Origin of the sequence: Alteraurantiacibacter palmitatis, from assembly GCF_037154115.1 — a bacterium.
GTDB classification, from domain to species: domain Bacteria; phylum Pseudomonadota; class Alphaproteobacteria; order Sphingomonadales; family Sphingomonadaceae; genus Alteraurantiacibacter; species Alteraurantiacibacter palmitatis.
In genome coordinates, this window is record NZ_JBANRO010000010.1 from 50750 (window position 1) to 73250 (window position 22501).

The window sequence follows — 22501 nt, forward strand, 5'->3', positions numbered from 1 at the left end:
TCCGGCCCCTGGCGGCGCGTGCCGGTCAGAAGACCAGTCGCGCACCCAGGGCAAAGACCCGGCCAATCGGGCTGGCAGCCGTGGCATCGTAACCGCCGCTGCCGTTCCCGCCCGGCGCCAGATTCACGTAAGGCGGATCGATATCAAACACATTGCGCACTTCGCCGGTGATGGAGAGGCCTTCCAGCAGCGTTCCCGGCATCTCCTGCCCGAAGCGGTATGTCACGCTGAGGTCGATGGGGGTATAGCTGCCCACCGGTTCGTTGGGTGTAATCGCGGTATTGGTGTAACCGCCCACATGGGTCGCCAGCACGCGCGCGCTGATCGGGCCATGTTCCCATTCCGCCGATACGCGCGCCTTGAACTTCAGCGGCTGGAAGATCTGGTTCAGCCTGTCCTGCGTGGCGGCGGTGGGCGTGGTCGCCACCTTGTAATTGATCAGATAGGTGCCGCTGGCCGACAGGGTCAGCGTGTCGTTGGCGGACACATCGATCAGATAGCTGCCCGCAAAGTCGATGCCGCGGGTGATCGATTTGCCCAGATTGCGGCTGCGCCCGTCGACAAAGATGTCCACATTGGCGACATTGCCGCCGGGGATCGGGGTGCCCAGCACCACTATGCCATCGGCCAGCAATTGCGCCACGCGCTGCTGCGCCGCCGTGCCGCGCAGGATCACGCCCGTCCCTTCGTAATCCGCCGCCTGCGCGAGGATGGCGAGATTGGACAGATTGGCGATGACCTGATTCGAATAGTCGACGTTGAAATAGGTCAGCGACAGGCGAAGGTTCGGCACCGCATCGAAATCCGCCCCGACCGACCAGGTGGTGGCGGTTTCGGGTTTCAGATCCAGATTCTGGCCTGACAGCGCAAAGCCGAGCAGGTTCGCGCCGCCGGCAGGGTTGGTATAGTTCTGACCGAACAGATTGTTCGAATTGCCGTAGATTTCGGGCAAGGTGGGCGCACGGAACGAGGTGCCATAGCTGCCGCGCAGCGTCAGCCCGTCGGTCGGCATCCAGTTGATCCCGATCTTGGGATTGGTGGTCTTGCCTGCATCGCTGTAGCTGTCATGGCGGACGGCTGCGTTGATCGTCAGCTCTTCAAAGCCGGGAACCGCGTTGCCTGCGCCGAAGATCGGCAGCAGCACTTCGATATAGCCTGAATCCACCGTGCGGCCGAAATTGCGGAAGGTGATCGGCGTGCCCGGATTGCCCCGCGCCGTGCCCAGCGCCACGTCAAATTCCTGCCGCTCGTAACCGGCGGCCATCGCCACCGTGCCACCTGGCAATTCGAACAGCGGGCCGTTGACGCGCGCTTCGTAGACGGTCAGATCGCCATTGGTCGGGGCAAGGAACAGCTGGTTGAAAATGCCGCTGATGACGGCCGGGTTGGTGCGGCCGAGGCCATAAGGATCGAACGCCGTCTGCGGATTGCTGCTGGCCAGCGCCGCGTTGAGCGCGGCGTTGTTCAGCCCGTCATACGAGCCGGAGAAATCGCGCGTTTCGCCGATGCCAACCAGCGCTTCGGCGGTCCACCCGCCGGGCAGGTTGAAGCGCAGGCCGGGCGTCACCTGCCAGCTCTTGGCATAGCCGGTTGTCCCGGTGATCGGGTAATCGTTCTCGAAGCTGTAATCGATCGAATAGCTGGTGCCGGTGAAGAAGTCCGGCCGCACGAAGAAGGCGTTCGTCTGCGGCACGGTCAGGCGCACGCTGGGCGTGGCCGCGCGCCGGTCGAAGGTGCGGCGCGACCAGAAGGCATCGGCGAAGATTTCAACCCACGGCGCGATCTCGTAATCGAAAGTGGCGTTGGCCGACTTGTATTCCTGCCGCGGGAACAGATCCTGTCCCGGATTGGTCTCGCACAGATTGCGCGTGCCCGCGGTGATCGCATTGGCGTTGGCCTGCGTATACTGCTCGGGCAGCGCATAGGTGGTGGTGCCGATCACCAGCGTGCCCGGCGCGCAGCGCGTGGTGCGGTAATCGCGGCCACCAAATGCGGTTTGATCGGCGGTGAAGAAATCACGGTCATCGCCGCTCAGGCGCGAGCGGCGGACGTGTTCATAGGCGACCATGAACTGCCCGCCATCGAACATATCGCCAAAGGCGACGCCCATGGCGTTCTCGTCAAAATCGGCGCGGTCGGCAAAGCCGTAACGGGCGAACATCTCCAGCCCGTCCAGATTGCGGCGCGGGATCAGGTTGACCACGCCGGCCACGGCGTCCGACCCGTAAATGGCCGATGCGCCATCGGCCACCACCTCCACCCGCTGCACACCCAAGGTGGGCAGGACGGACGGATCGGTAGAGCGCGAATTGTTCACCACGCGGTGCCCGTCGATCAGCACCAGCGTGGCATAGGGCCCGATGCCGCGCAGGTTCACCGTGTTGCCATAGACGATATTGCCCGAACCGCCCGTTTGCGCGCGCGAGTTTTCGGAGACGCCAAGGTCAAAGTTCTGCGGCAGTTCCTTGATGATGCGGTCGATGGTGACGCCCGCTGATGTTTCGATCTCGGCCCGGCCCAGCACGGTCGCGGAGGAGCCCACGGGCACTTCGGCAATGCGGCTGCCGGTGACCACGATGGTATCGGCACGATCTTCGTCGGCCGTTTCCTGCGCGATTGCTCCATGGCTCCACGCCAGGGACGAGACCGCGATCGTTGCCAGCGAGGCCGAACGCAGCAGCATCCCGGCACGATTCCCCTTCAGTTTCAGCATCTCAACCTCCCATGCACATAGCGGGGCCGGTTTGCCGACCCTTCCCTTGATGCTGCGACATCCCCCTTTCAGGCTGAAAGCGCAATCATTTGTTTGCCGACAATATTGTTGACAATTTCGTTGGCAGTGTGTCCAACTGAAGGCATGGACGAATTGGCAAAGGCTCTTCCCGGCAAAGGCCCCACGGCGATCGAGATTGCGGACTGGATTCGTTCGCAGATCCGCTCCGCGCGGCTGGTGCCGGGCCAGCGCCTGATCGAGGTCGATCTGATCCGCCAGACCGGGGGCAGCCGCTTCAAGGTGCGCGAGGCGCTGCAACGCCTGGCCGCGGAAGACCTGGTCGAGATCGAGGAGTTTCGCGGCGCATCGGTGCGCGGCGCTTCAATGGAGGAGGTGCGCCAGCTTTACCGCGCCCGCGCCGCGCTGGAGGGCATTTGCGCGGGCGATTTCGCGCGCCTTGCCACGCCAGAGGAGAAGCAGCGTCTGCGCGCAATTGCCGAGGAGATGGAGGATTGCGTCGAAGGCGGCACGCGCGAACGGTTCGGCGCGCTCAACGCCCAGTGGCACACGCTGATCATGCGTGTGACCGGTAACGAGGTGATCGAAACGCTGGTGAAAAGGCTCAACACGCCAGTGCACCACCTGCTGTTCGAAACCTTCTACCGCGGCGACCGCCTGCGCGAGGCGGTGGCCGACCACCGCCTGATCCTCGATGCCATTCTGGCCGGCGATGCGCCGCGCGCCGAGGCCGCGATGCGCCAGCATATCGAGAACGGCCACCGCTTCCTGTCCTCGCTCGATGCAGCGATGCACCCGGCGGGCTGACCGGCCCGCCGGGAAATGCACAGCGGATCAGATCGGGTAGTGGCCCGGTTCGGTCTCGAAGGTGATCCAGCGCGTTTCGGTGAAGGCATCGATGCCCTGCCTGCCGCCGAAGCGGCCATAGCCGCTGGCCTTCATCCCGCCGAACGGCATCTGCGGTTCGTCCGACACGGTGCTGGCATTGATGTGACAGATGCCCGCCTGAATCTGCCGCGCCACTTTCATGCCGCGCGCGGTGTCGCGGGTGAACACGGCCGAAGACAGCCCGTATTCGGTATCATTCGCCAGTTCGATGGCATGGGCTTCGTCCCGCGCGCGAATGATGCCCACCACCGGGCCGAAGCTTTCATCGCGGAACAGCTTCATGTCGGGCGTCACCTTGTCCAACAGATGCGCGGGCATCACCACATTCTGCGTGGTTTCCCCGCTCACCAGCAGCTGCGCACCCTTGGCGACCGCATCTTCGATCAGCGACAGGCAATGGTCCACCGTCTTGCGATCAACCACCGCGCCCAGCGGCGTATTGCCCGCCGCCGGATCGCCCGCGGACATGGAGCGCACCTTGGCGGCGAATTTCTCGGCAAAGGCATCGGCCACCGCATCGACCACAATGATCCGTTCGGTGCTCATGCAGATCTGGCCCTGGTTCATATAGGCGCCAAAGGCCGCGGCCTTTACCGCTTCGTCCAGATCGGCATCTTCCAGCACCAGCATCGGCGCCTTGCCGCCCAGTTCGAGCAGCACGGGCTTCAAATGCTCCGCCGCGCGCTTGGCGATGATCTTGCCCACGGCGGTCGATCCGGTGAAGTTGATGCGCTTCACCTGCGGCGCATCGATCAGCGCGCCCACCACTTCGGCGGCATCCTCGGGCGCGTTGGTGACGACATTGACCACGCCTTCGGGGAAACCGGCCTCGGCAAAGGCTTCGATAATCAGCGCGTGAGTTCGCGGGCAGCTCTCGCTTGCCTTCAGGATCACCGCATTGCCGCAGGCCAGCGGCACGGCAATGGCGCGCACGCCCAGGATGATTGGCGCATTCCACGGCGCAATGCCGAGCAGCACGCCCACCGGCTCCTTGACTGCAAGTGCCACGGTGCCTTCGTGATCCGAAGGGATGACTTCGCCGGTGATCTGCGTGGTGATCGCGGCGGCCTCGCGCACCATGCCGGCGGCCAGCATCAGGTTGAACCCGGCCCAGCCGGCGGTCGCGCCGATTTCGGCCATCATCGCGGCGACGAAATCGTCCTTCTTCGCCACCAGCGCATCGGCCGCCTTCATCAGCACGGCGCGGCGGGCGTTTGGCCCCATTTTCGACCAGACGGCAAAGCCTTCCTGCGCGCGGGCGGCAATGGCGGGAATATCGCCTGCCTTCATGGCGGCGGCGCTGGAGGCGACTTCGCCGGTCAGCGGGTTGAGGCGGTGGAATTGAGTCATTGATCTGCTCTCCCGGAGGTTGCGCTTTGGCAGCGGTATATGTGGGGCCGCACGGTTTCAGCTTGCGTCTGCTAAGGCAAGGGCCGGGCGTGATGCAAGCGCAATCATCTTTTCGCGCACCGCTCGACGCGGCTCTATGCAAGCGCTATCAGCAACGGGAAGGGGGATCGGGATGCGCGGCCTTGCGGCACATTATCTGGCGCCAATTGCGGGACATTTGCGGGCATGAGCGGCGGTTTGACACGCGGCATCATCTTTCTGCTGGGCACGATTGCGGCGCTGGGCTCGCTTGCCACGCAGATGCTGGTGCCTGCCTTGCCCACGCTATCGGCAGAACTGGGCGTCGGCGTTGCCTCGGCGCAATTGGTGATCGGGGTGTTCCTGATCGGGCTTGGCGGCGGGCAATTGCTGATCGGGCCGCTGGCCGACCGGGTTGAACGCCGCACGCTGCTGCTGGCCGGGCTGGCGCTTTATGCCGCAGCTAGCCTGCTTGCCGCCTGTGCCGAGACGCTGGCGGTGCTGCTGGCGGCGCGGCTGCTGCAGGCGGTGGGCGCCTCCGCCGGACTGGTGACGGCGCGCGTGCTGCTGAACGCGCTGGCCCCGCCCGACAAGAAAGTGTCGGCGCAGGCGGGGTTGATGGGGATCGTGCTCATATCCCCCGCGCTTGCCCCCGTGCTGGGCGGCGCGCTGACCGAATGGCTGGGATGGCGCGCGGTGCTCTGGGGGCTGTGCCTTGCCGGGCTGATTGCCGTGCCGGTCGTGCTGCGGCACATCCCGGCTCATGTCGCCGATGGCGTGGAGGGGCCGCGTGCCGGGCTGAGGGCAAGCTATTCCCGCATCCTGCGCAACAGGCGATTTCTGGCCGCCAGCGCGGCAATGGCCTTTGCCAGCGCCAGCCTTTACCTGTTTCTGGGCACTGTGCCGTTCCTGCTTGAACGCGGCTATGCGCTCTCCCCGCGCGACATCGGCCTGTGTCTCTTGCTGGTGGCGGGGGCGAGCATTGCGGGAACGCGTCTGGTGGGGGCGACGCAGCGCCGCACCGATACGCTGCTGCTGGGCACGGGGCTGGGCGTGCTGGCCGCAGCCGGACTGGCATTGCTGGCGGCAAGCGGCCCGCCTGCCTTGCCGCTGCTGATTGGCCCGCTGATGCTGCTGGGGCTGACCGCGGGCTTTATCGGCCCCACCGCGATTGCACGAATCATGGCCGCAGAAAAAGGGCTGGAAGGCACCGCGACGAGCCTTGCAGGCGCGCTGCAGATGGGCGTGAGTGCGCTGTGCGCCTGGGCGCTGGGCCCGTTTGGCGCGCAGGGGCCGTGGCAATTGGCGCTGGTGCTGCTGCCGCTGACGCTGGCGGCGCTTCTGGCTGCCGGGGTCAGCCGGTGGCGGGAAAGCGTGGTCTAAGCAAGCAGCGCCCCTGCATCGGCGCATTTTTCAAGCGAGAGGATTTGCCGGGCCAGTTCGCGCGCTGGCGAATCTGCCAATGGGCGGGCCGCGCGGGCGGCGCAGGCGACGAATTTGTCGATCACTTCCCCTTCGGCCAGCGGATTGTGCGGCGCGCCGCGCGCCGCGTCGCGCCGGGCAGACAGGACCGTGCCATCGGCCAGCGCAATCTCCAGCGCGCCCGCATCGCCGCGCCAGTTTTCCGCGCCGTCGGGCACATGGCAGGTGACACGCGAAGCCAGTGCCAGCACGGCGGGATCGGCAAGCATTTCGGGCGCAAAACTGTCCAGCCCGACGCCACCTTTCGCCAGCGCCAGAGCAGTGCAGAAAGGCACCGAGAACTTTGCATCGATCGCCACTTCGGGCGCGGCCTTGCGCGCGTGCGGCTCGGCCAGCATCACTTGCATCGGCCCGATGCCGGCACGGATTGCGGCAATGTCCTGCACGGTAAATCCGTGCTCGGCCTGAAGCGCCAGCGCCATCTCGATAAAGGGATGCGTTCCGCGGCAGGAGGGCCAAGGCTTGAAGGTAAGCTGCTCGATCCAGAATGCGCCATCCGGCGGGGCAAGCAGAATATCAGGGTCAAATTGCCCGCCCGCATACAGCGCATAGAACCCGGCGCGCCCTTCCAGCGGCTCCTCGAAACCCGCCACGCCCGCTTGCGCCAGCAGCACCGCCTGCACCGCCGCCTGCGCGGGGAACGCTTCCCGGATCGCGCGGATCGTGGTGCGCTGGCTGTATTTGATTTCGCCAGGCATGGTGACGCTGCACAGGGCGAGCGAGAACGCATCGGCCATCTGCCGGGGGTTCAGGCGCAGCAGATGCGCCGCCCCTGCCACCGCGCCGAATCCGGCAAGAATCGGCGGCGGATACCAGCCTCCCTCCTCCATCTTGCGCCGCAGCGCCAGACCCATGCGGCACGACATCTCGCACCCCGCGACCAGCGCCGCCAGAAAGCGCTGCCCGTCCACGGGATCCCCGGCGGCCCCCTGCATCTGTGCCAGCGCAATCAGCGCCGGCACCAGGCTGCCATTGGGGTGGCCGGGCGCGAGATCAAACGCATCCTCGAAATCCAGCGCATGGGCCAGCGCACCATTGGCCAGCGCCGCCATCGGGGCGGCGGCGCGCTGTCGCGTGCCAAGAATCGCGCACGGCCCACCGCCCATGCCTTGCGCCATGCGCGCAAAGGCGCGGGCTTCGGGCGAAAGGCCCGATGCCGCCAGCATCACCCCGGTAGCATCGAGCAGCGCCAACTTGCCCGCGCGCAGCACCGCATCGGGCAGCGCGGCATAGTCCACGCCCGCGATCAGGGCCGCAACCTGCTCGCTCAAGGATGCGCCCACAGCTTCCTCCATCGCGGCTCAGCCCAGCACCTGAAACAGCAGCACCGCGACAAAGGTGCTCACCACCACGCCCAGCAGCGCGCACAATATGCCTGGCGTCACCAGATCCTCGCGCCCCTGCGCTGCGGCAACGGCCGCGGTGGAGGTCGGCCCGCCCACGCCTGCAAGCGAGGCGAGCAGCAGCACATGGGGATCGGATTTCAACGCGCGGCCGATCGCCACCACGAACACCAGATTGATCGCCAGCGCCATGGCGGAAAACAGCATCACGCGCAGGCTGGAATAGCCCAGCGCCCCCAGATCAATCTGCGCCGATACCGCGCCGATGAACAGGAACATCGCGATCATTCCCATTTCGCGTGCACCCGCCAGAAAGCTGCGGATTTGCGGGAACAGATTGGGCACCGCCACCGCCACCAGCGTGACCAGCAGGATCGCGTAGTTCTGAATGCCCAGCGCGGCCGCAATCCAATCCACCGCCAGAAACGCGCCGAGTGCATAGGTCAGCGCCAGCAATGCGCCCAATGGCGGCGCGGGGGCGCGGCTGCCGTCCTTCACCCGCGCCTTCGCGTCGGTGTCGCCATGCGCCGCAAACTGGCCCGCGCTCGAGCCCGGGGCGACGCCCACCAGCCGCCCGATCAGACGGCTGGGCATCAGCAACATCAGCACCGCCAGATACAGCGGGGCAAGCAGGGCATTTGCCGCCAAGACGGCGGCCACCAGCGTCTCGTCCGCCTGAATCGCCTGCGCGGTTGCCACCATGTTGAGCACGCTGCCGATGAACAGCGCGGAGAGCAGCGCCCACAGACTGCCTTCGTTTTCGAACTGCATGAACTGGCCGGCAATGGCGATGGCCAGCACCACTCCCACCGCCGCCAGCAGGAACGGCGGCAGCATTTTGCCCGACGAACGCAGGATTTCCCCGATATCCGCCTTCAGCAGCAGCAGCAGCACACCCACCGGAATGGCGATGCCCGAAATCCCGTCATAGACCGGCGACTGGGCGGGCAGCACGCCGATATTGGCGAGCGTGCAGGGGATGATCAGCACCATGATCGGGCCGGGCAGATATTTGCGGTAAGCGCTGCGTTCCAGCGCAATCGAAATGGCGATGGCGCCCAGCAACAGCCAGAGAATCGGGAAAATCCCTTCCACCGGTAAGCCGAAATTCGCCATCCTTGCGCCATCCTCCCTGCTTGGGGCGGGCTTTTGCGGCGCACGTCCACGCGCGGCGCCGCCTCTCCTGCCCCTCAGCCTTCGCTACCTATGGCCCAGCCGAAACCGATGCAATCGCTTTCATCGAAAAGGCGATTTTTTCGCTTCGCGCGTGAAAGCGCTTTGCATGTCCGATTGCATGGCGCACGCCGCTGGGGCATGGAGAGATGCGACCAGCCTTGGGGGAGAATGCATGACCAAGCCACCGCCTGCCAGTTCCAACGGAACAGAGCAGGGATCCAGCGCCAATCGCCCGCCGACGCTGACCGATGTGGCACGCGAGGCGAAGGTCTCCTCCGCCACGGTCAGCCGCTTCCTCAACAATCCCGGCGTGGTGGCGGAAGAGACCGGCGCGCGCATCCGTGCCGCGATCGAGCTGACCGGCTATATCCCCAACGCGCTGGCAGGCGATCTGGCGAGCAGCAAGAGCCGCATGGTCGCGGTGCTGATCCCGCATCTGGAACATTCGCTGTTCAACGACATGATCGAGCGCATGGTGGGCGAAATGACCGCCAGCGGCAACAATGTGATGATCGGCCTCACCGGCACATCGCGCGACCGGACCGACAGCCTGGTGCGCGCGGCTTTGGCCCGGCGGGTGGACGCGATCATCTCCACCGGCCCGGCAAGCGAGGCAGTGGACAGCATGGTGGCCCGCAGCCGCACGCTGTTCATCCAGGTGTGGGAACTGCCCGAAGAACCCGTGGGGATCGCCATCGGCTTCAGCCACGAGGATGCGGGGCGCGACATTGCCCGCTTCCTCGCCTCGCGCGGGTATCAGCGGCCGCATCTGGTGACGGCCGACAGCCCGCGGGCGCAGGCGCGCAAGCAGGGATTCTTCACCGAATGGCAGGCGCTGGGCCACGCGCCGCCATCCGAAAGCATTGTCGATATGCCCACGCGCTTTGGCCATGCGCGGCGCGTCTTTGCCGATATCCGCCGGATGGACGAACGGCCCGATGTGGTGGTGTGCGGGTCGGACCATCTGGCGCAAGGGCTGATCGTGGAAGCGCAGGCAGCGGGCCTGCGCGTGCCTGATGATCTGGGCGTGCTGGGCTTTGGCAACAACGCCATTTCGGGCGAGATGCGCCCCACCATCACCTCGGTCGATGTGGACGGCGCGCGCATAGCCCGCGAAGTGATGGCCGCGATTGCCCGCCATCAGGAGGGCAAGGACTTCCTTTCGCGCAAGATTGATGTCGGTTTCCGCCTGATTGCCCGCGAAAGCGTGTGATTGATCGCCTTGTCAGGGCGCATAGGCTCTGCCATGCAAGCGCTTACGTATGAGACATTACGTTTGAGACAAGGCGGGGAGATTTCGGGTGCCGCATACCATACTGGCCACGGGCGATCTGGCGCCCGACCGGGACAATTACGATGACAGCTATGTCGCCACGCGCGATGTGCTCCACGCAGCCGACATCGTGTTCGGCCAGCTGGAAACCAGCTTTGCCGAGAAGGGCAGCCGCCTGCCGCAGGCACGCCACGCCGTGCTCGCCCGGCCCGATGGCGCCGCCGCGCTGGGCCGCGCGGGGTTCGACATCATCTCGATGGCGGGCAATCACTGCATGGATTGGGGGCGCGAGGCGTTTTTCGAGACCAAGGCCAATCTGGAGGCCGCCGGGATCAGCGTGGTGGGCGCGGGGCGCGATATTGCCGAAGCGCGCCAGCCGGTGATCCGCACGCTGGGCGACGGGACGCGCGTGGCCTTCCTCGCCTATTCCTCCATCCTGCCGCATTCGACCTGGGCGGAGGAGCGGCGGCCCGGCTGCGCCCCGATGCGCGCGCATACGGTGTATGAACAGATCGAGCACGACCAGCCGGGCACGCCCGCGCGCATCCACACCTATCCGCACCGCGATGACCTTGCCGCCATGCAGGCCGATATTCGCGCCGCCAAGGCACAGGCTGACCTTGTCTTTGTCAGCCAGCATTGGGGCATCCATTTCGTGCGCGCGGTCATTGCCGATTACGAGCATGACGTGGCGCGCGCCGCGATCGCGGCGGGGGCGGATGCGATCATCGGCGGGCACCCGCATATCATCAAGGGGTGTCAGGTGATCGACGGCAAGCCGGTGTTCCATTGCCTGTGCAATTTCGCCACCGATCTGGCGATGGACGAGGCGCACGCCAAATCCAAAAGCTGGAACGAAATCCGCGTGCTGGCCGAAGAGTGGGAGCCTGATTTCGAAGGGCTCTACAACTTCCCCAAGGCATCGCGCCTCGCCATGGTCGCACGGTTCGAAGTGGCCGAAGGCAAGCTGCTGAAAGCCGGTTTCCTGCCGCTGCATATCGGCCGTGACGCCGTGCCGCACTTCGCCGCGCCGGGCAGTGCGCAGCACGCTGCCGTTGTGGATTACCTGTCGGCGGTAACGCAGGAAGCCGGGCTGAACGCGCGCTATGCCCAGGGGCCAGACATGGTTGAGCTGGAGTTGGGCTGATCCGGGCAGGCGCTCTATGATAGCGCTTGCATTTGGAATCCGCGCCAATTATGACCGGCGCGGGATGGAGGATGCGCGGCGCGTTGGGACCGCAGCCGCACCTGCCGCCGAAGCGCGCAGCGCAACGTTGGCAGAATAGCGCCCTTCGCTGGCAATAATCAGGCGCCCCGGCACGGCCGGCAGGCTCCTTCAGGGGAGGATTTTGATGACTTTCTCATGCAATCGCTTTCATCGCGGCGCGTCGTTTCTCGCACTCGCGGCTGCGGCCCTGTGCGCTCCTGCGGCGCAGGCGCAAAGCACCGATCCGGCCGAGGATATGCCGCAGGCCAGCAGCGATGCCATCATCGTGACCGGCAGCCGCATCCGCGGGATCGAGCCGGTCGGCTCCAACGTGATCGGGCTCAACATGGAAGAAATCCTGGCCGAGCCGGTGATTTCCACCAACGACATCCTGCGCCGCGTGCCGCAGGTCGTCTCGCTGGGGGCCAACCGCCAGGGCGGCGCGGCGCAGAACGGCGCGGCCAACGCCACGCGCGGTGCGGGTATCAATCTGCGCGGCATTTCCACCAACGCCACGCTGCTCCTGTATGACGGCCGCCGCTTCCCGCCGCAGGGCACGCAGGGCCAGTTCACCGATCCTTCGGTCATCCCCTCGATCGCGCTGGGCCGCGTGGAAGTGGTCGCGGATGGCGCATCGGCCATTTACGGGTCGGACGCGATTGCCGGCGTGGTCAATCTGATCCTGCGCACCGATGTCGACGGGATCGAAGGGCGCGTGCGCTACGGCTTTACCGAGGGCGATTACAACGAAAAGCAGGTCGCGGTTATCGGCGGGCACCGCTGGGATACGGGCCGGATCATGCTGGCGGCCGAATATTCGGAGAACAACCCGCTTTTCGGCGCCGAATTGTCCGAATGGTATCAGCAGGACAACCGCGCGCGCGGCGGGCGCGATCTGCGCAGCGCCAATTGCGCGCCGGGCACGATTGTGGTTGGCGGCGTCAATTATGCCATTCCCGCAGGCGGCGTAACGCCTGCCACGGCGAACCAGTTGCAGGCCGGCACGCGCAATCTGTGCTTCTATGGCGATCTCGACCATGTGATCTGGAGCCAGGAACGCACCAGCTTTGTCGGCGCGTTCAGCCAGGAAATCGGCCCGGTGCGCCTGTTTGCCGACGGCTTCTATTCCGAGCGCACCGGGCAGGTGCCGATCACTGCGCAGGCCAATGTGGTGGTGCCCAGCACGAACCCGTTCTTCGTGACACCGGTGGCCGGCGCCACATCGGTGACGGTCAACTGGTCGGCCACACCGATCATCGGGCTTCAGCTCAACCCCTACAAATCCGATTCGTGGAACGGCGTGGTGGGGCTGGAAGCCGATCTGTTCAGCGATTTCCGCGGCACGGTCTATTATTCCTACGGCAAGTCGTCCGAACTCGCCGACCGCCGCCGCAACGGCTTCAATACACCGCGGCTGAACGCGGCGCTGGCCGATACCAACCCGGCCACCGCGCTCAATGTGTTCGGCGGCCCGGTCAACCTCACGACGCTCAACAACATCACCGACAATCTGTTCGTGATTATCGGCAAGACGCGGCTCGAAGTGATCAACGGCCAGGTCGACGGTTCGCTGTTCGCACTGCCCGGCGGCGATGTGCGCATCGCGCTGGGCGCGGAACACCGCACCGAATATACTTTTACCGATCTGCTCACCGGCACATCGGCCAATATCCGCTCGACCGGTGCGGGCGGCAGCCGCAATGTCGATGCCGTGTTCGGCGAAGTGTTCGTGCCCGTGGTGGGCGGCGGCAATGCCTCGCCGGGGCTGGAGGAATTGTCGGTTTCGCTGGCGCTGCGGCACGAGGAATATTCGGACTTCGGCAACACCACCAATCCCAAGATCGGCCTCACCTGGGTGCCGGTTGACGGGGTGACGGTAAAGGGCAGCTACGGCACCTCGTTCCGCGCGCCGACCTTTACCGAAACCAGCACCGTCGCGGGCGGCGCAGGCCTGTATCCCGACATCCTGCCGGGGCCGGGTGGTGGCAATCTGATCGGCATCGGCCTTGCCGGCGGCAATCCGGGCCTGCGTCCGGAAACCGCGACAACCTGGTCGGCCAGTGTTGAGCTGGCGCCGGTGGCCCTGCCGGGCTTCAACGCCTCGCTCAGCTATTTCCGGATCGATTACAAGGATCAGATCCAGGCGCTGCGCGGCACGCCGGGCCTGCTCACCAATCCGCTCTATGCCGATTTCGTGCAGTTCAACCCCACGCTGGCACAGGTGAACGCGCTGATCAATTCGGGCCTGCCGATCAACGGCACGATCAATGCGGCGGATGTGACCTTCATCGCCGATGGCCGCCGCCAGAATCTGGGCACCACGCTGATGCGCGGGCTCGATTTCATGGTCTCCTATGACTGGGAATTGGGCGCGGTCGACCTGTCGGCAGGCGTGCAGGGCAGCTATGTCCTGAAATACGCGTTCGAGGCGGTGCCGGGCGCAGGGTTGCAGAACGTGCTCAACACCATCGGTTTTGCGCACAAGTTCCGCACGCAAAGCGACCTGACCGCCCGGTTCGACGCGCTGCGCGCCCGGCTGGTGTGGAATTACCTCAACGGCTATCGCAACACCACGGTCAATCCGGTGCAGAAAGTGTCGGATTACAACACCTTCGACCTGTCGCTGAATTACGACATCAACGACAATTTCAGCATCGGCGCGGATGTGCGCAATTTGTTTGATGCCAACCCGCCCTTTGTGGACACCACCAATGGCTGGGATCCGCAATCGGCCAGCCCCTTCCCCCGCATTTTCGCGGTGACGGCGGGCTTCCGCTTCTGATGGGCAAGCTGCTGGCTGCCACTTTGGCCGGATGCGCTGCCCTGATGGGCCAGCATCCGGACCAGGTGGTGGTCAGCAGCGCTGCCGCCGTGCAGCCCAGCGATAACTGGCTGCCGACTGCCCAGCGCGCCTATTCCCCGCGCCCCGTTTCCGCCCCGCTTTGCCGGGTCGAAGGGACGATAGAGGGGAATATCGGCTTTGAACTGTGGCTGCCGCAGGACTGGAACCGCCGCTATCTGGGTGCGGGCGTGGGCGGCGATGCGGGCGTGTTCAACTATGCCGACATGAGCCTGCGGGTGAACGAAGGCTTTGCCGTGGCCAGCACCGACAGCGGGCACAAGGCGGGCGATGCACGCTGGATGGCCGATGCCAAGGCGCGCGTCGATTACGAACACCGCGCCGTGCACCTCACCACCGTGGCCGCACGGCGGCTGACCGAGGCGTTCTATGGCGCGCCGGTCAGCCATGCCTATTTCACGGGCTGTTCGGGCGGCGGACGCCAGGCGCTCAAATCCCTGCAGAATTACCCCGCCGATTTTGACGGCATACTCGCGGGCGCACCCGGCCCCTATATGCCGCTGCAATCGGTGCGGATGATGTGGTTTGCCCTGCTTCAGAAATGGAGCCCGGATGCCGCGCTGACCGATGCCGACTGGACGCTTTACGAGGCGCGCGTGACACAGGCCTGCGATGCGGGCGACGGGCGGGTGGACGGAATTGTCGAGAACCCCGCCGCCTGCACCTTTGACCTCGCGACGCTCGAATGTCCTGCGGGGCTGACCGGCGGCGATTGCATTCCCGCACCGCGCCTCGCCATGCTGCGCGCGATCACCAGCCCCTTGCTGGACGAAAGCGGCGCGGCGATGGATGGCGGCCTGTTCCCCGGCGTGCGCACGCGCCCCGGCCCGCCTTCGCCGCTGCTGCGCGCGATGTGGGCCGATGGCGTATTCGACGATCCCCACTGGGACGAGGACACATTCCAGCGCAGCCGCGATCTGGCCGCCGCCAACCGCGCCATGCCCGAATTGCGCGCCGACCGCACCGCGATCAACGCCTTTGTCCGGCTGGGCGGCAAGGCGATCATCTATCAGGGCTGGGCCGACCCTTCCACCAATGCCGGCCCCACGATCGACTGGTATGCCGGCCTTGCCCGCGCCAATGGCGGGTTGGAGCAACTGGCCCAGACCGCGCGGCTGTTCATGGTGCCGGGGATGTATCACTGCGCAGGCGGGCCGGGGGCCGACCAGTTCGGCGGTTCGGGCCATGCCGCCTTCCCCGGCGATCCGGCGCGCGACGCATTGTGGGCGCTGATCCGCTGGGTAGAGCAGGGCGAGGCGCCGCAAACGCTGACTGCCACACGGCTGGAGAACGGCGCGCCTGCCTTTACCCGCACGCTCTGCCCCTTTCCTTCCGCGCTGCAGTTCGAAGGGCCGGATGATGCGCAGGGCGCCTGCCGCGTGGACCCGGTGCTTTCCGCCATAATGTCCGCAAGCTGAGGCGACGGCCCGCACAAAGCCGGTAGTGCGAAGCGACGCGCGACAGGGCAGGAAGGCCGGGCCATGACCATTCAGACCCCCGTGCGCGCACCGGCGCAATCGCTGTTTCCACCCACGCGCGCCGCCGCGCTGGAAAGGCTCGCCGCTTTTGTGCCGCAGGCAGGCCGCGCCTATGCCGAATGGCGCAACACCGATTCCGGCCCCGGCGCGGCTTCGGCCGTATCGCGGCTGTCCCCCTATATCCGCCACCGCCTGCTGGCGGAGGAGGAGGTGGTATCCGCCGTGCTGGCCCGCCATAGCCTGCAGGCGGCGGAAAAATATGTGCAGGAAGTGCTCTGGCGCACCTACTGGAAAGGGTGGCTGGAAATGCGCCCGCAGGTCTGGACGCGCTATCTGGCGCAGCGTGAGGCGGATCAGGCGGCACTGCGGAACCCGATCATGCTGGCCGCAGCGCAAAGCGGGGCAACGGGCATCGAGGGATTTGACGACTGGGCGCGCGAACTGCTCGCCACCGGATATCTGCACAACCACGCCCGGATGTGGTTCGCCTCGATCTGGATTTTCACCCTGCGCCTGCCCTGGACGCTGGGGGCGGATTTCTTCCTGCGCCATCTGCTCGATGCCGATGCCGCCAGCAACACGCTGTCATGGCGCTGGGTGGCGGGGTTGCAGACGCCGGGCAAGACCTACCTCGCCACGGCGGACAATATCGCGCGCTACACCAAGGGCCGCTTTGCTCCTGCTGGCCTTGCGACCGAAGCCGAAGCGCTGACCGAGGAACCGCTGGGCAAGCCGCAAGCCCTGCCAAGGCGCGAAACACCCGATCCCGATGCGCCCGCTCTGCTGCTCGTCACGCCCGAGGATATGTGGCCCGAATGGCTGTCGCGCAGCGAGACCAATGGGGGGCGGCCGACCTTTGCAGGCGCGCTGGTGGTGGACGATGACACGCTTGTGTGGGGCAGCAGAGCGCGCCGCTTTGCCGTTGATGCAGCCACCGATTGCGCCCGTGCCATTGCCGCTGACGCCGGCCTTGCGGTGGAACAGGCGGCGCGGCTCGATGCGGCGACACTGCTCGCCGCCGCGCGGGCGGCCGGGGCGCGGCAGATCGTGACCCCCTATGCGCCGATCGGCCAGGTGGCCGCGGCGCTCGAACGGCTGGCTCCTGCCCTGGCCGCTGAAGGCATCGCGCTGCGGCGACCGCGCCGTGCCTGGGACGAGACCTTCTGGCCGCACGCCACGAAAGGCTTTTTCCCGTTCAAGGAACGGATTCCCGAAGGCCTGCGCGCGCTGGGCATCGGCTGATGCCCGCCAAGGCCGAGGCGAAACGCTATACCAAGAGCAATCTGCCCGAAAAAACCTGCGCCGCCTGCGGCCGCCCCTTCGCCTGGCGCAAGAAATGGGCGCGCGACTGGGACGAGGTGAAGACGTGCTCGGAACGCTGCAAGGGTGATCTCAGACGGAAAGGCCGGGGCGAACGCGCCTAGAAAAGCTGGCGCACCCGACAGGATTCGAACCTGTGACCTCTGCCTTCGGAGCTAGAACTACAACGCTACGCTAGGCTTTTCAATCTAACGCTAGAGCACGATAAGTCACTGTTTATACAGTGATTTCTTGACAACAAGGGTATTCCAGACTACGCAAAAACACCCCACAGTTTTCGATCTGCTGGTGAGTTTTTGGTGAGTTTTCTGGACCCGCTCTAGCGAGGTGCATATGCCAAAATTGACGAAAACCGTCGTTGACAAGGCCGAGCCGCGAGACCGGCAATATACCGTCTGGTGCAGCGATCTAAAGGGCTTTGGCGTGTTCGTGCTGCCTTCAGGCACGCGAACCTACTTCGTCGACTACCGAAACGCCAACAATGTGCGGCGCCGGATGAAGCTCGGCCGGCATGGCGCGATCACCGCCGAGCAGGCGCGCACGTTGGCAATTCAGGCGCTCGCCGAAGTATCCAAGGGCAACGATCCGCTCGAAGGTCGGAACAGTGCCCGCAAGGCGATCTCGGTGAAGGAGCTGTGCGAGCTGTATATGGCGGAACTGGAGGCCGGCCGGATTCTCGGCAAGGGCGGCCGGCCCAAGAAGGCCAGCACCAAGATCACTGATCTTGGCCGGATCACGCGCCATATCATTCCGCTCCTCGGCTCGAAGCGTGTCACCCATGTCACCAAGGCGGACGTGACGGCGATGATGAAGGACATCATGGCCGGCAAGACGCGCACCAGCGAGAAGACGAAGAAGCTGCGCGGCAAGTCGATCGTCCGGGGCGGCCTCGGCGCGGCGAGCCGCACGGTCGGCCTGCTGGGGGGCATCTTCACCTATGCGCGAGACGAGCTGGGCATCATCGAGGTCAATCCGGCGCACGGTGTCCGCAAGCCGAAGGACGTGGTGCGGAAGCGGCGGCTGAACGAGGACGAGTATCGGACCCTCGGCCGCATCCTCGCCAAAGCGGCCGAGGACCAACGCTATACGCGCACTGTCGACATCATCCGGCTGATCGCCATGTCGGGCTGCCGACGCGGCGAGATCATCGAGGTGCGAAAAGCGGAGATCGACACGGTTGGGAGCGCCTTCCGGTTCGAGGACACGAAGGAAGGTCAGTCCGTTCGTCCGATGGGCTTGCCCATCGTCGAGTATTTCGACGAGCGGGACATGGATGGCGACAGCCCCTATGTGTTTCCCGGCGAGAGGAACCCAGACGGGCCGTTCGGCAGCTTCCCCCGACATTGGGAGAAGATTTTCGCCGGGACCGAACTGGCGGATGTCACCGCGCATGTCCTGCGTCACAGCTTCGCCAGCATCGCAAATGACCTAGGTTTTACCGAGATCACGATTGCGGCGCTGCTCGGCCACGCCTCCAGTTCGATCACCAGCCGCTATGTGCATACACTCGATGCGGCGCTCGTCATGGCGGCAGATACAGTCTCCGGATACATCCAAGCGTTGCTCGACGGGGCAGAGCTGTCCCACACCCATTATGCACTTGACCGGACTTCCAGGAAGGCCGCGCTGGTTCGGTTCCTGACGCCTCGCGCGGAGACGCCAACGCAGCCGGAGGAATTGGACCGTCTCGCGGCCTAATCTCAGGAAGCGCTATTGAATGCCGATTATCCTCGCTGCCGCCGTCGTGACGCGGATCGGCGGTGAGGGCATACGGGATTGCGCGGCAGCTCAATGACGGGCGAATACGCTTCGGCCTGATGCCGTGAATAGGATTACTTCGTAGGGCTCCTTCCTGCCGTCGACTTCCATGCCGGGCGAGCCGAGTGGCATGCCGGCCACGGCGAGGCCGGCGGCGGCCGGTCGTTCGCGCAGGAGGCGATGCACATCCTGGGCCGGAACGTGGCCTTCGATGGCATAGCCGTCGATGAAGGCGGTGTGACAGGATTGCAGGTCGGCCGGCACGCCGAGCTGGGCTTTGAGCGGCGCCAAGTCGTCGACGAGCCTGTCATTGACCGTGAAACCGGCGGCGCGCATGTGCGTGATCCAGTCGCCGCAACAGCCGCAACTTGGAGAGCGGGAAACGTCGATCGCCGGCTGGGCGGAAGCGGCCGAGAGCCACGGCGCGGCGATCGCGACGGAGGCAGTGGCGCCGATCGCGCCGAGGGCGAGCAGCTTACGACGGGATATTGCGATCATGCGAGGTTTCCTTTCGTGTTTCGGGAGGCTTGCCCTCGTTGAAGGCTGCGGCGGAACGCGCGCGGCGACGGCTTCGATGGACGGGCCTCCTCTCCCATCTCCGTCGGACTTTCGAGATCGGTGAGAATCGGGCAATCTGGCCTCTCGTCGCCCGCGCAGCACTCGGCCAGATGCTCAAGCGCTGCGGCCATTTCCTCCATTTCGGCGATGCGCTGACGAAGGTTGGTGATGTGAGCGAGTGCGATCCGTTTGACATCGCCGCTCCTCCGGGATCGGTCGCGCCAGAGCTGGAGCAACTCGTTGATCTCCGCGGTGGAAAAGCCGAGGTCTCGCGCGCGACGGATGAAACGTAGCATGTGGATGTCGCTGGCCCCGTAATCGCGGTATCCGCTCTCGGTGCGGCCGACCGATGGAATGAGACCGATCTGCTCGTAATAGCGGATCATCTTGGCGCTGACGCCTGATCGGCGCGCTGCCTCGCCGATGTTCATGCGGGGCTCCCTTCGATCACGGCGCGCCGCGCGCTGTCGCTGGCTTGGGTTGCGGGTTCCGAGGATGTGGCGCGCGCGCGCCCGGCCGGCAGCGGCGCTTGGAAATGGCGCAGCCGCAAGGCGTTGCCGAGAACGAAGATGCTCGACAGCGCCATCGCGCCCGCCGCGAGCATTGGCGACAGGCGAAGGCCGAAGACCGGATACAGCACACCAGCCGCGACGGGGATCAGCAGCGTATTGTAGGCGAACGCCCAAAACAGGTTCTGGCGAATATTGGCGATGGTCGCCTTGGACAAGGCGAAGGCGTTGGCGACGCCCTTGAGGCTGCCCGACATCAACACGACATCGGCCGCCTCGATGGCGATGTCCGTGCCGGTGCCGACGGCGAGCCCGACGTCGGCCTCCGCAAGCGCTGGCGCATCGTTGACACCATCGCCGACGAAGGCGAGCCGGCCGTGCTCGACCTTGAGCCGGCGCACGGCCTCGACTTTGCCTTCGGGGAGCACTTCGGCGACGACCTCGTCGATTCCGAGCCGCCGTGCGATAGCCTCGGCCGTGCGCGCATTGTCGCCGGTAATCATCGCGATCTTGAGGCCGAGGCGATGCAAGGCGTCGATGGCCTCGGGCGTGGTCTCCTTCACCGGGTCCGAGACGGCGATGATGGCCGCGAGGATGCCGTCGATCGCGCCGTAGAGCGGCGACTTGCCCTCCTCTGCGAGCTGCGCGGCGGTCGCGGCAAACGGCGCAACGTCCAGGCCCAGGCTGCGCATGAAGCGGTCCGCGCCGATCTCGACGCGAGTGCCTGTGACCTCCGCGCGCACGCCGAAGCCGGTGACGGATTCAAATGCGGCAGCTTCGAACCTTTCGAGCCCATCCGCTTCGGCCGCGGCGACGATTGCCCGCGCGATCGGGTGCTCGGATTTCGCCTCGACCGCGGCGATCCGCGCAAGCACGTCCGCGCGTGTGAATCCTTCGGCCAACTCCAGATCGGTGAGGGTGGGCTTGCCCTCCGTAAGTGTGCCGGTCTTGTCGAGGGCAACGATCCTGATGTCTTGCAAGAGCTGGAGTGCCTCGCCCTTGCGAAACAGCACGCCAAGCTCGGCGCCGCGTCCCGTGCCGACCATGATCGAGGTTGGCGTCGCGAGTCCCATTGCGCACGGACAGGCGATGATCAGGACAGCTACGGCATTAACCAGCGCGAAAGTGAGGGCCGGCGCGGGTCCGTAGGTGAGCCACACCGTGAAGGTCAGCGCCGCGATTGCCATAACGGCGGGCACGAACCACATGGTCACTCGATCGACCAGCGCCTGGATCGGCAGCTTGGAGCCTTGCGCTTCCTCGACCATGCGGATGATCTGCGCCAGCATACTTGCCTCACCGACTGCGGTGGCGCACAAGGCAAGCGCTCCGCGCTGGTTCACGGTGCCGCCCACAAGCAAAGAGCCCGGCGACTTGAGGACCGGGACCGGCTCGCCGGTGATCATCGATTCATCGACATAGCTTTCGCCTTCGAGCACCTCTCCATCGACTGGCACGCGCTCACCGGGGCGCACCTCGACAATGTCGCCCGAGGAGATCTCGGCGACGTCGATTTGGACCACGCGGCCCTCGCGGCGCACGCGGGCGATCTTCGGCTGAAGTCCGACAAGTCGCTTGATTGCCTCGGAAGTGCGGCCCTTGGCGCGCGCTTCGAGGTAGCGGCCCAGCAGGATCAAGGTGACGATGACGGCCGCCGCCTCGTAATAGACATGGACTGAGTCCGGCGGCAGAATATCGGCGGCAAAGGTCGCAACCAGCGAATAAGCATAGGCGGCGAAGGTGCCGACCGCGACCAGCGCGTTCATGTCGGGCGCGAGACGCGCCAAGGCAGGCACGCCCTTGCGGTAGAAGCGCAGACCGGGGCCGAACAACACCAGCGTCGCCAGCACGAACTGTAGATACCAATTCGCCTGCATGCCGATGGTGCGCATGATGAGGTCGTGCATCGCCGGGACGAGATGGGAGCCCATTTCGAGCACCAACAGAGGCACGGTCAGAATGGCGGCAATGGCGACATCGCGCTTGAGGGCAGCGGCATCGGCGTCCCTCCGCGCAGCGGCCTTGCTGTCCTGAACGGGATCGTGGCCGAGGAGACGCGCCTCATACCCCGCGCCCTCTATGGCGCGGATTAGTGCTGCTATGTCGTCGCTGCCTTCGACGGCGGCACGCTCGCTCGCCAGATTGACGCGCGCTGCCGTGACGCCCGGCACCGACGCGAGAGCCTGCTCCACCCGTCCAACGCAGGACGCGCAGCTCATCCCCTCGATCGCTAGGCTGATGGGGGTGTCGACCCGCGAGTGCATTTTGGACTGAATATCCACGCGCGATTCCTTCGATAATTCGTTGGCTCGCGCCCTATGTAGGGGTTCCCATCGTTGGAAGGTCAAGGCCCATGCACGAATCCCCGCAGAGTGGTCCAGACTCTCCGCTTGACCTGGATTAAAGCTCGTGTGCGCTGCCGATTTTAACGTGAGTGCTCACAGGAGGACTATGGTCCAAGTCCGCGCATGCGCATGACGCGCAACGGTGGCGCGGTTCAGGCAGTATGTTCACCGCATCGGCGATCAGGCGAGCCCGTTGCCGTCTCGA

General features: G+C 65.5%; 16 protein-coding genes. 9 read left to right on the forward strand and 7 right to left on the reverse strand.

Annotation, left to right across the window (positions count from 1 at the left end):
• Nucleotides 1–25: 25 nt before the first annotated feature.
• On the reverse strand, nucleotides 26–2713 hold the full coding sequence (locus WFP44_RS12565; protein WP_336926905.1) for a TonB-dependent receptor plug domain-containing protein: 2688 nt from the start codon (nucleotides 2711–2713) through the stop codon (nucleotides 26–28).
• A gap of 144 nt (nucleotides 2714–2857) precedes the next feature.
• Between WFP44_RS12565 and WFP44_RS12570 the strand changes: the two genes are divergently transcribed.
• Nucleotides 2858–3538 carry a GntR family transcriptional regulator gene (locus WFP44_RS12570; RefSeq protein WP_336926906.1) on the forward strand — a complete coding sequence of 227 codons (681 nt, stop codon included), beginning with the start codon at nucleotides 2858–2860 and terminating at the stop codon, nucleotides 3536–3538.
• Nucleotides 3539–3565: 27 nt separating this feature from the next.
• Here the strand turns inward: WFP44_RS12570 and WFP44_RS12575 are convergent, their stop codons facing one another.
• A complete protein-coding gene (locus tag WFP44_RS12575) occupies nucleotides 3566–4969 on the reverse strand; it encodes an aldehyde dehydrogenase (protein WP_336926907.1) in 1404 nt (467 codons plus the stop codon).
• A gap of 225 nt (nucleotides 4970–5194) precedes the next feature.
• Between WFP44_RS12575 and WFP44_RS12580 the strand changes: the two genes are divergently transcribed.
• Complete coding sequence (locus WFP44_RS12580) at nucleotides 5195–6370, forward strand: MFS transporter (RefSeq protein ID WP_336926908.1); 1176 nt, start codon at nucleotides 5195–5197, stop codon at nucleotides 6368–6370.
• Here WFP44_RS12580 and WFP44_RS12585 read toward each other — a convergent pair.
• Nucleotides 6367–7740: an MmgE/PrpD family protein gene (locus tag WFP44_RS12585; RefSeq protein WP_336926909.1), complete on the reverse strand. Its 1374-nt coding sequence runs from the start codon at nucleotides 7738–7740 to the stop codon at nucleotides 6367–6369. The two genes, WFP44_RS12580 and WFP44_RS12585, sit on opposite strands and share 4 nt — an antisense overlap.
• A 30-nt stretch (nucleotides 7741–7770) precedes the next feature.
• Nucleotides 7771–8928 carry a DUF819 family protein gene (locus tag WFP44_RS12590; RefSeq protein WP_336926910.1) on the reverse strand — a complete coding sequence of 386 codons (1158 nt, stop codon included), beginning with the start codon at nucleotides 8926–8928 and terminating at the stop codon, nucleotides 7771–7773.
• Nucleotides 8929–9160: 232 nt separating this feature from the next.
• Here WFP44_RS12590 and WFP44_RS12595 point away from each other — a divergent pair, with 232 nt between their 5' ends.
• From WFP44_RS12595 to WFP44_RS12625, 7 genes are all read left to right on the forward strand, one after another.
• On the forward strand, nucleotides 9161–10201 hold the full coding sequence (locus WFP44_RS12595) for a LacI family DNA-binding transcriptional regulator (protein ID WP_336926911.1): 1041 nt from the start codon (nucleotides 9161–9163) through the stop codon (nucleotides 10199–10201).
• A gap of 88 nt (nucleotides 10202–10289) precedes the next feature.
• Nucleotides 10290–11408, forward strand: a complete 1119-nt coding sequence (locus WFP44_RS12600; RefSeq protein ID WP_336926912.1) for a CapA family protein — start codon at nucleotides 10290–10292, stop codon at nucleotides 11406–11408.
• A gap of 205 nt (nucleotides 11409–11613) precedes the next feature.
• Nucleotides 11614–14250 (forward strand): TonB-dependent receptor plug domain-containing protein, encoded by a 2637-nt coding sequence (locus WFP44_RS12605; protein ID WP_336926913.1) that lies wholly within the window; start codon nucleotides 11614–11616, stop codon nucleotides 14248–14250.
• On the forward strand, nucleotides 14250–15746 hold the full coding sequence (locus tag WFP44_RS12610) for a tannase/feruloyl esterase family alpha/beta hydrolase (protein WP_336926914.1): 1497 nt from the start codon (nucleotides 14250–14252) through the stop codon (nucleotides 15744–15746). The genes WFP44_RS12605 and WFP44_RS12610 overlap by 1 nt, the downstream gene beginning before the upstream one ends.
• Before the next feature lie 63 nt (nucleotides 15747–15809).
• The gene (locus WFP44_RS12615; RefSeq protein ID WP_336926915.1) at nucleotides 15810–17048 is read left to right on the forward strand and encodes an FAD-binding domain-containing protein; all 1239 of its coding nucleotides are present in this window, start codon (nucleotides 15810–15812) and stop codon (nucleotides 17046–17048) included.
• Nucleotides 17048–17230 carry a DUF2256 domain-containing protein gene (locus WFP44_RS12620; protein WP_336926916.1) on the forward strand — a complete coding sequence of 61 codons (183 nt, stop codon included), beginning with the start codon at nucleotides 17048–17050 and terminating at the stop codon, nucleotides 17228–17230. The genes WFP44_RS12615 and WFP44_RS12620 overlap by 1 nt, the downstream gene beginning before the upstream one ends.
• A 229-nt stretch (nucleotides 17231–17459) precedes the next feature.
• Entirely contained in the window at nucleotides 17460–18824 is a 1365-nt protein-coding gene (locus WFP44_RS12625; RefSeq protein WP_336926917.1) for a tyrosine-type recombinase/integrase, read from the forward strand.
• 90 nt (nucleotides 18825–18914) lie between these two features.
• Here the strand turns inward: WFP44_RS12625 and WFP44_RS12630 are convergent, their stop codons facing one another.
• Genes WFP44_RS12630 through WFP44_RS12640 form a run of 3 tightly spaced genes read right to left on the reverse strand, consistent with a single transcriptional unit; the run spans nucleotide 18915 to nucleotide 22233 of the window.
• Entirely contained in the window at nucleotides 18915–19382 is a 468-nt protein-coding gene (locus WFP44_RS12630; protein ID WP_336926918.1) for a DUF411 domain-containing protein, read from the reverse strand.
• Nucleotides 19379–19873 carry a Cu(I)-responsive transcriptional regulator gene (gene cueR, locus WFP44_RS12635; protein ID WP_336926919.1) on the reverse strand — a complete coding sequence of 165 codons (495 nt, stop codon included), beginning with the start codon at nucleotides 19871–19873 and terminating at the stop codon, nucleotides 19379–19381. The genes WFP44_RS12630 and cueR overlap by 4 nt, the downstream gene beginning before the upstream one ends.
• Nucleotides 19870–22233 (reverse strand): heavy metal translocating P-type ATPase, encoded by a 2364-nt coding sequence (locus tag WFP44_RS12640; protein WP_452039004.1) that lies wholly within the window; start codon nucleotides 22231–22233, stop codon nucleotides 19870–19872. Before WFP44_RS12640 ends, cueR begins: the two co-directional genes overlap by 4 nt.
• Between the last annotated feature and the right edge of the window lie 268 nt (nucleotides 22234–22501).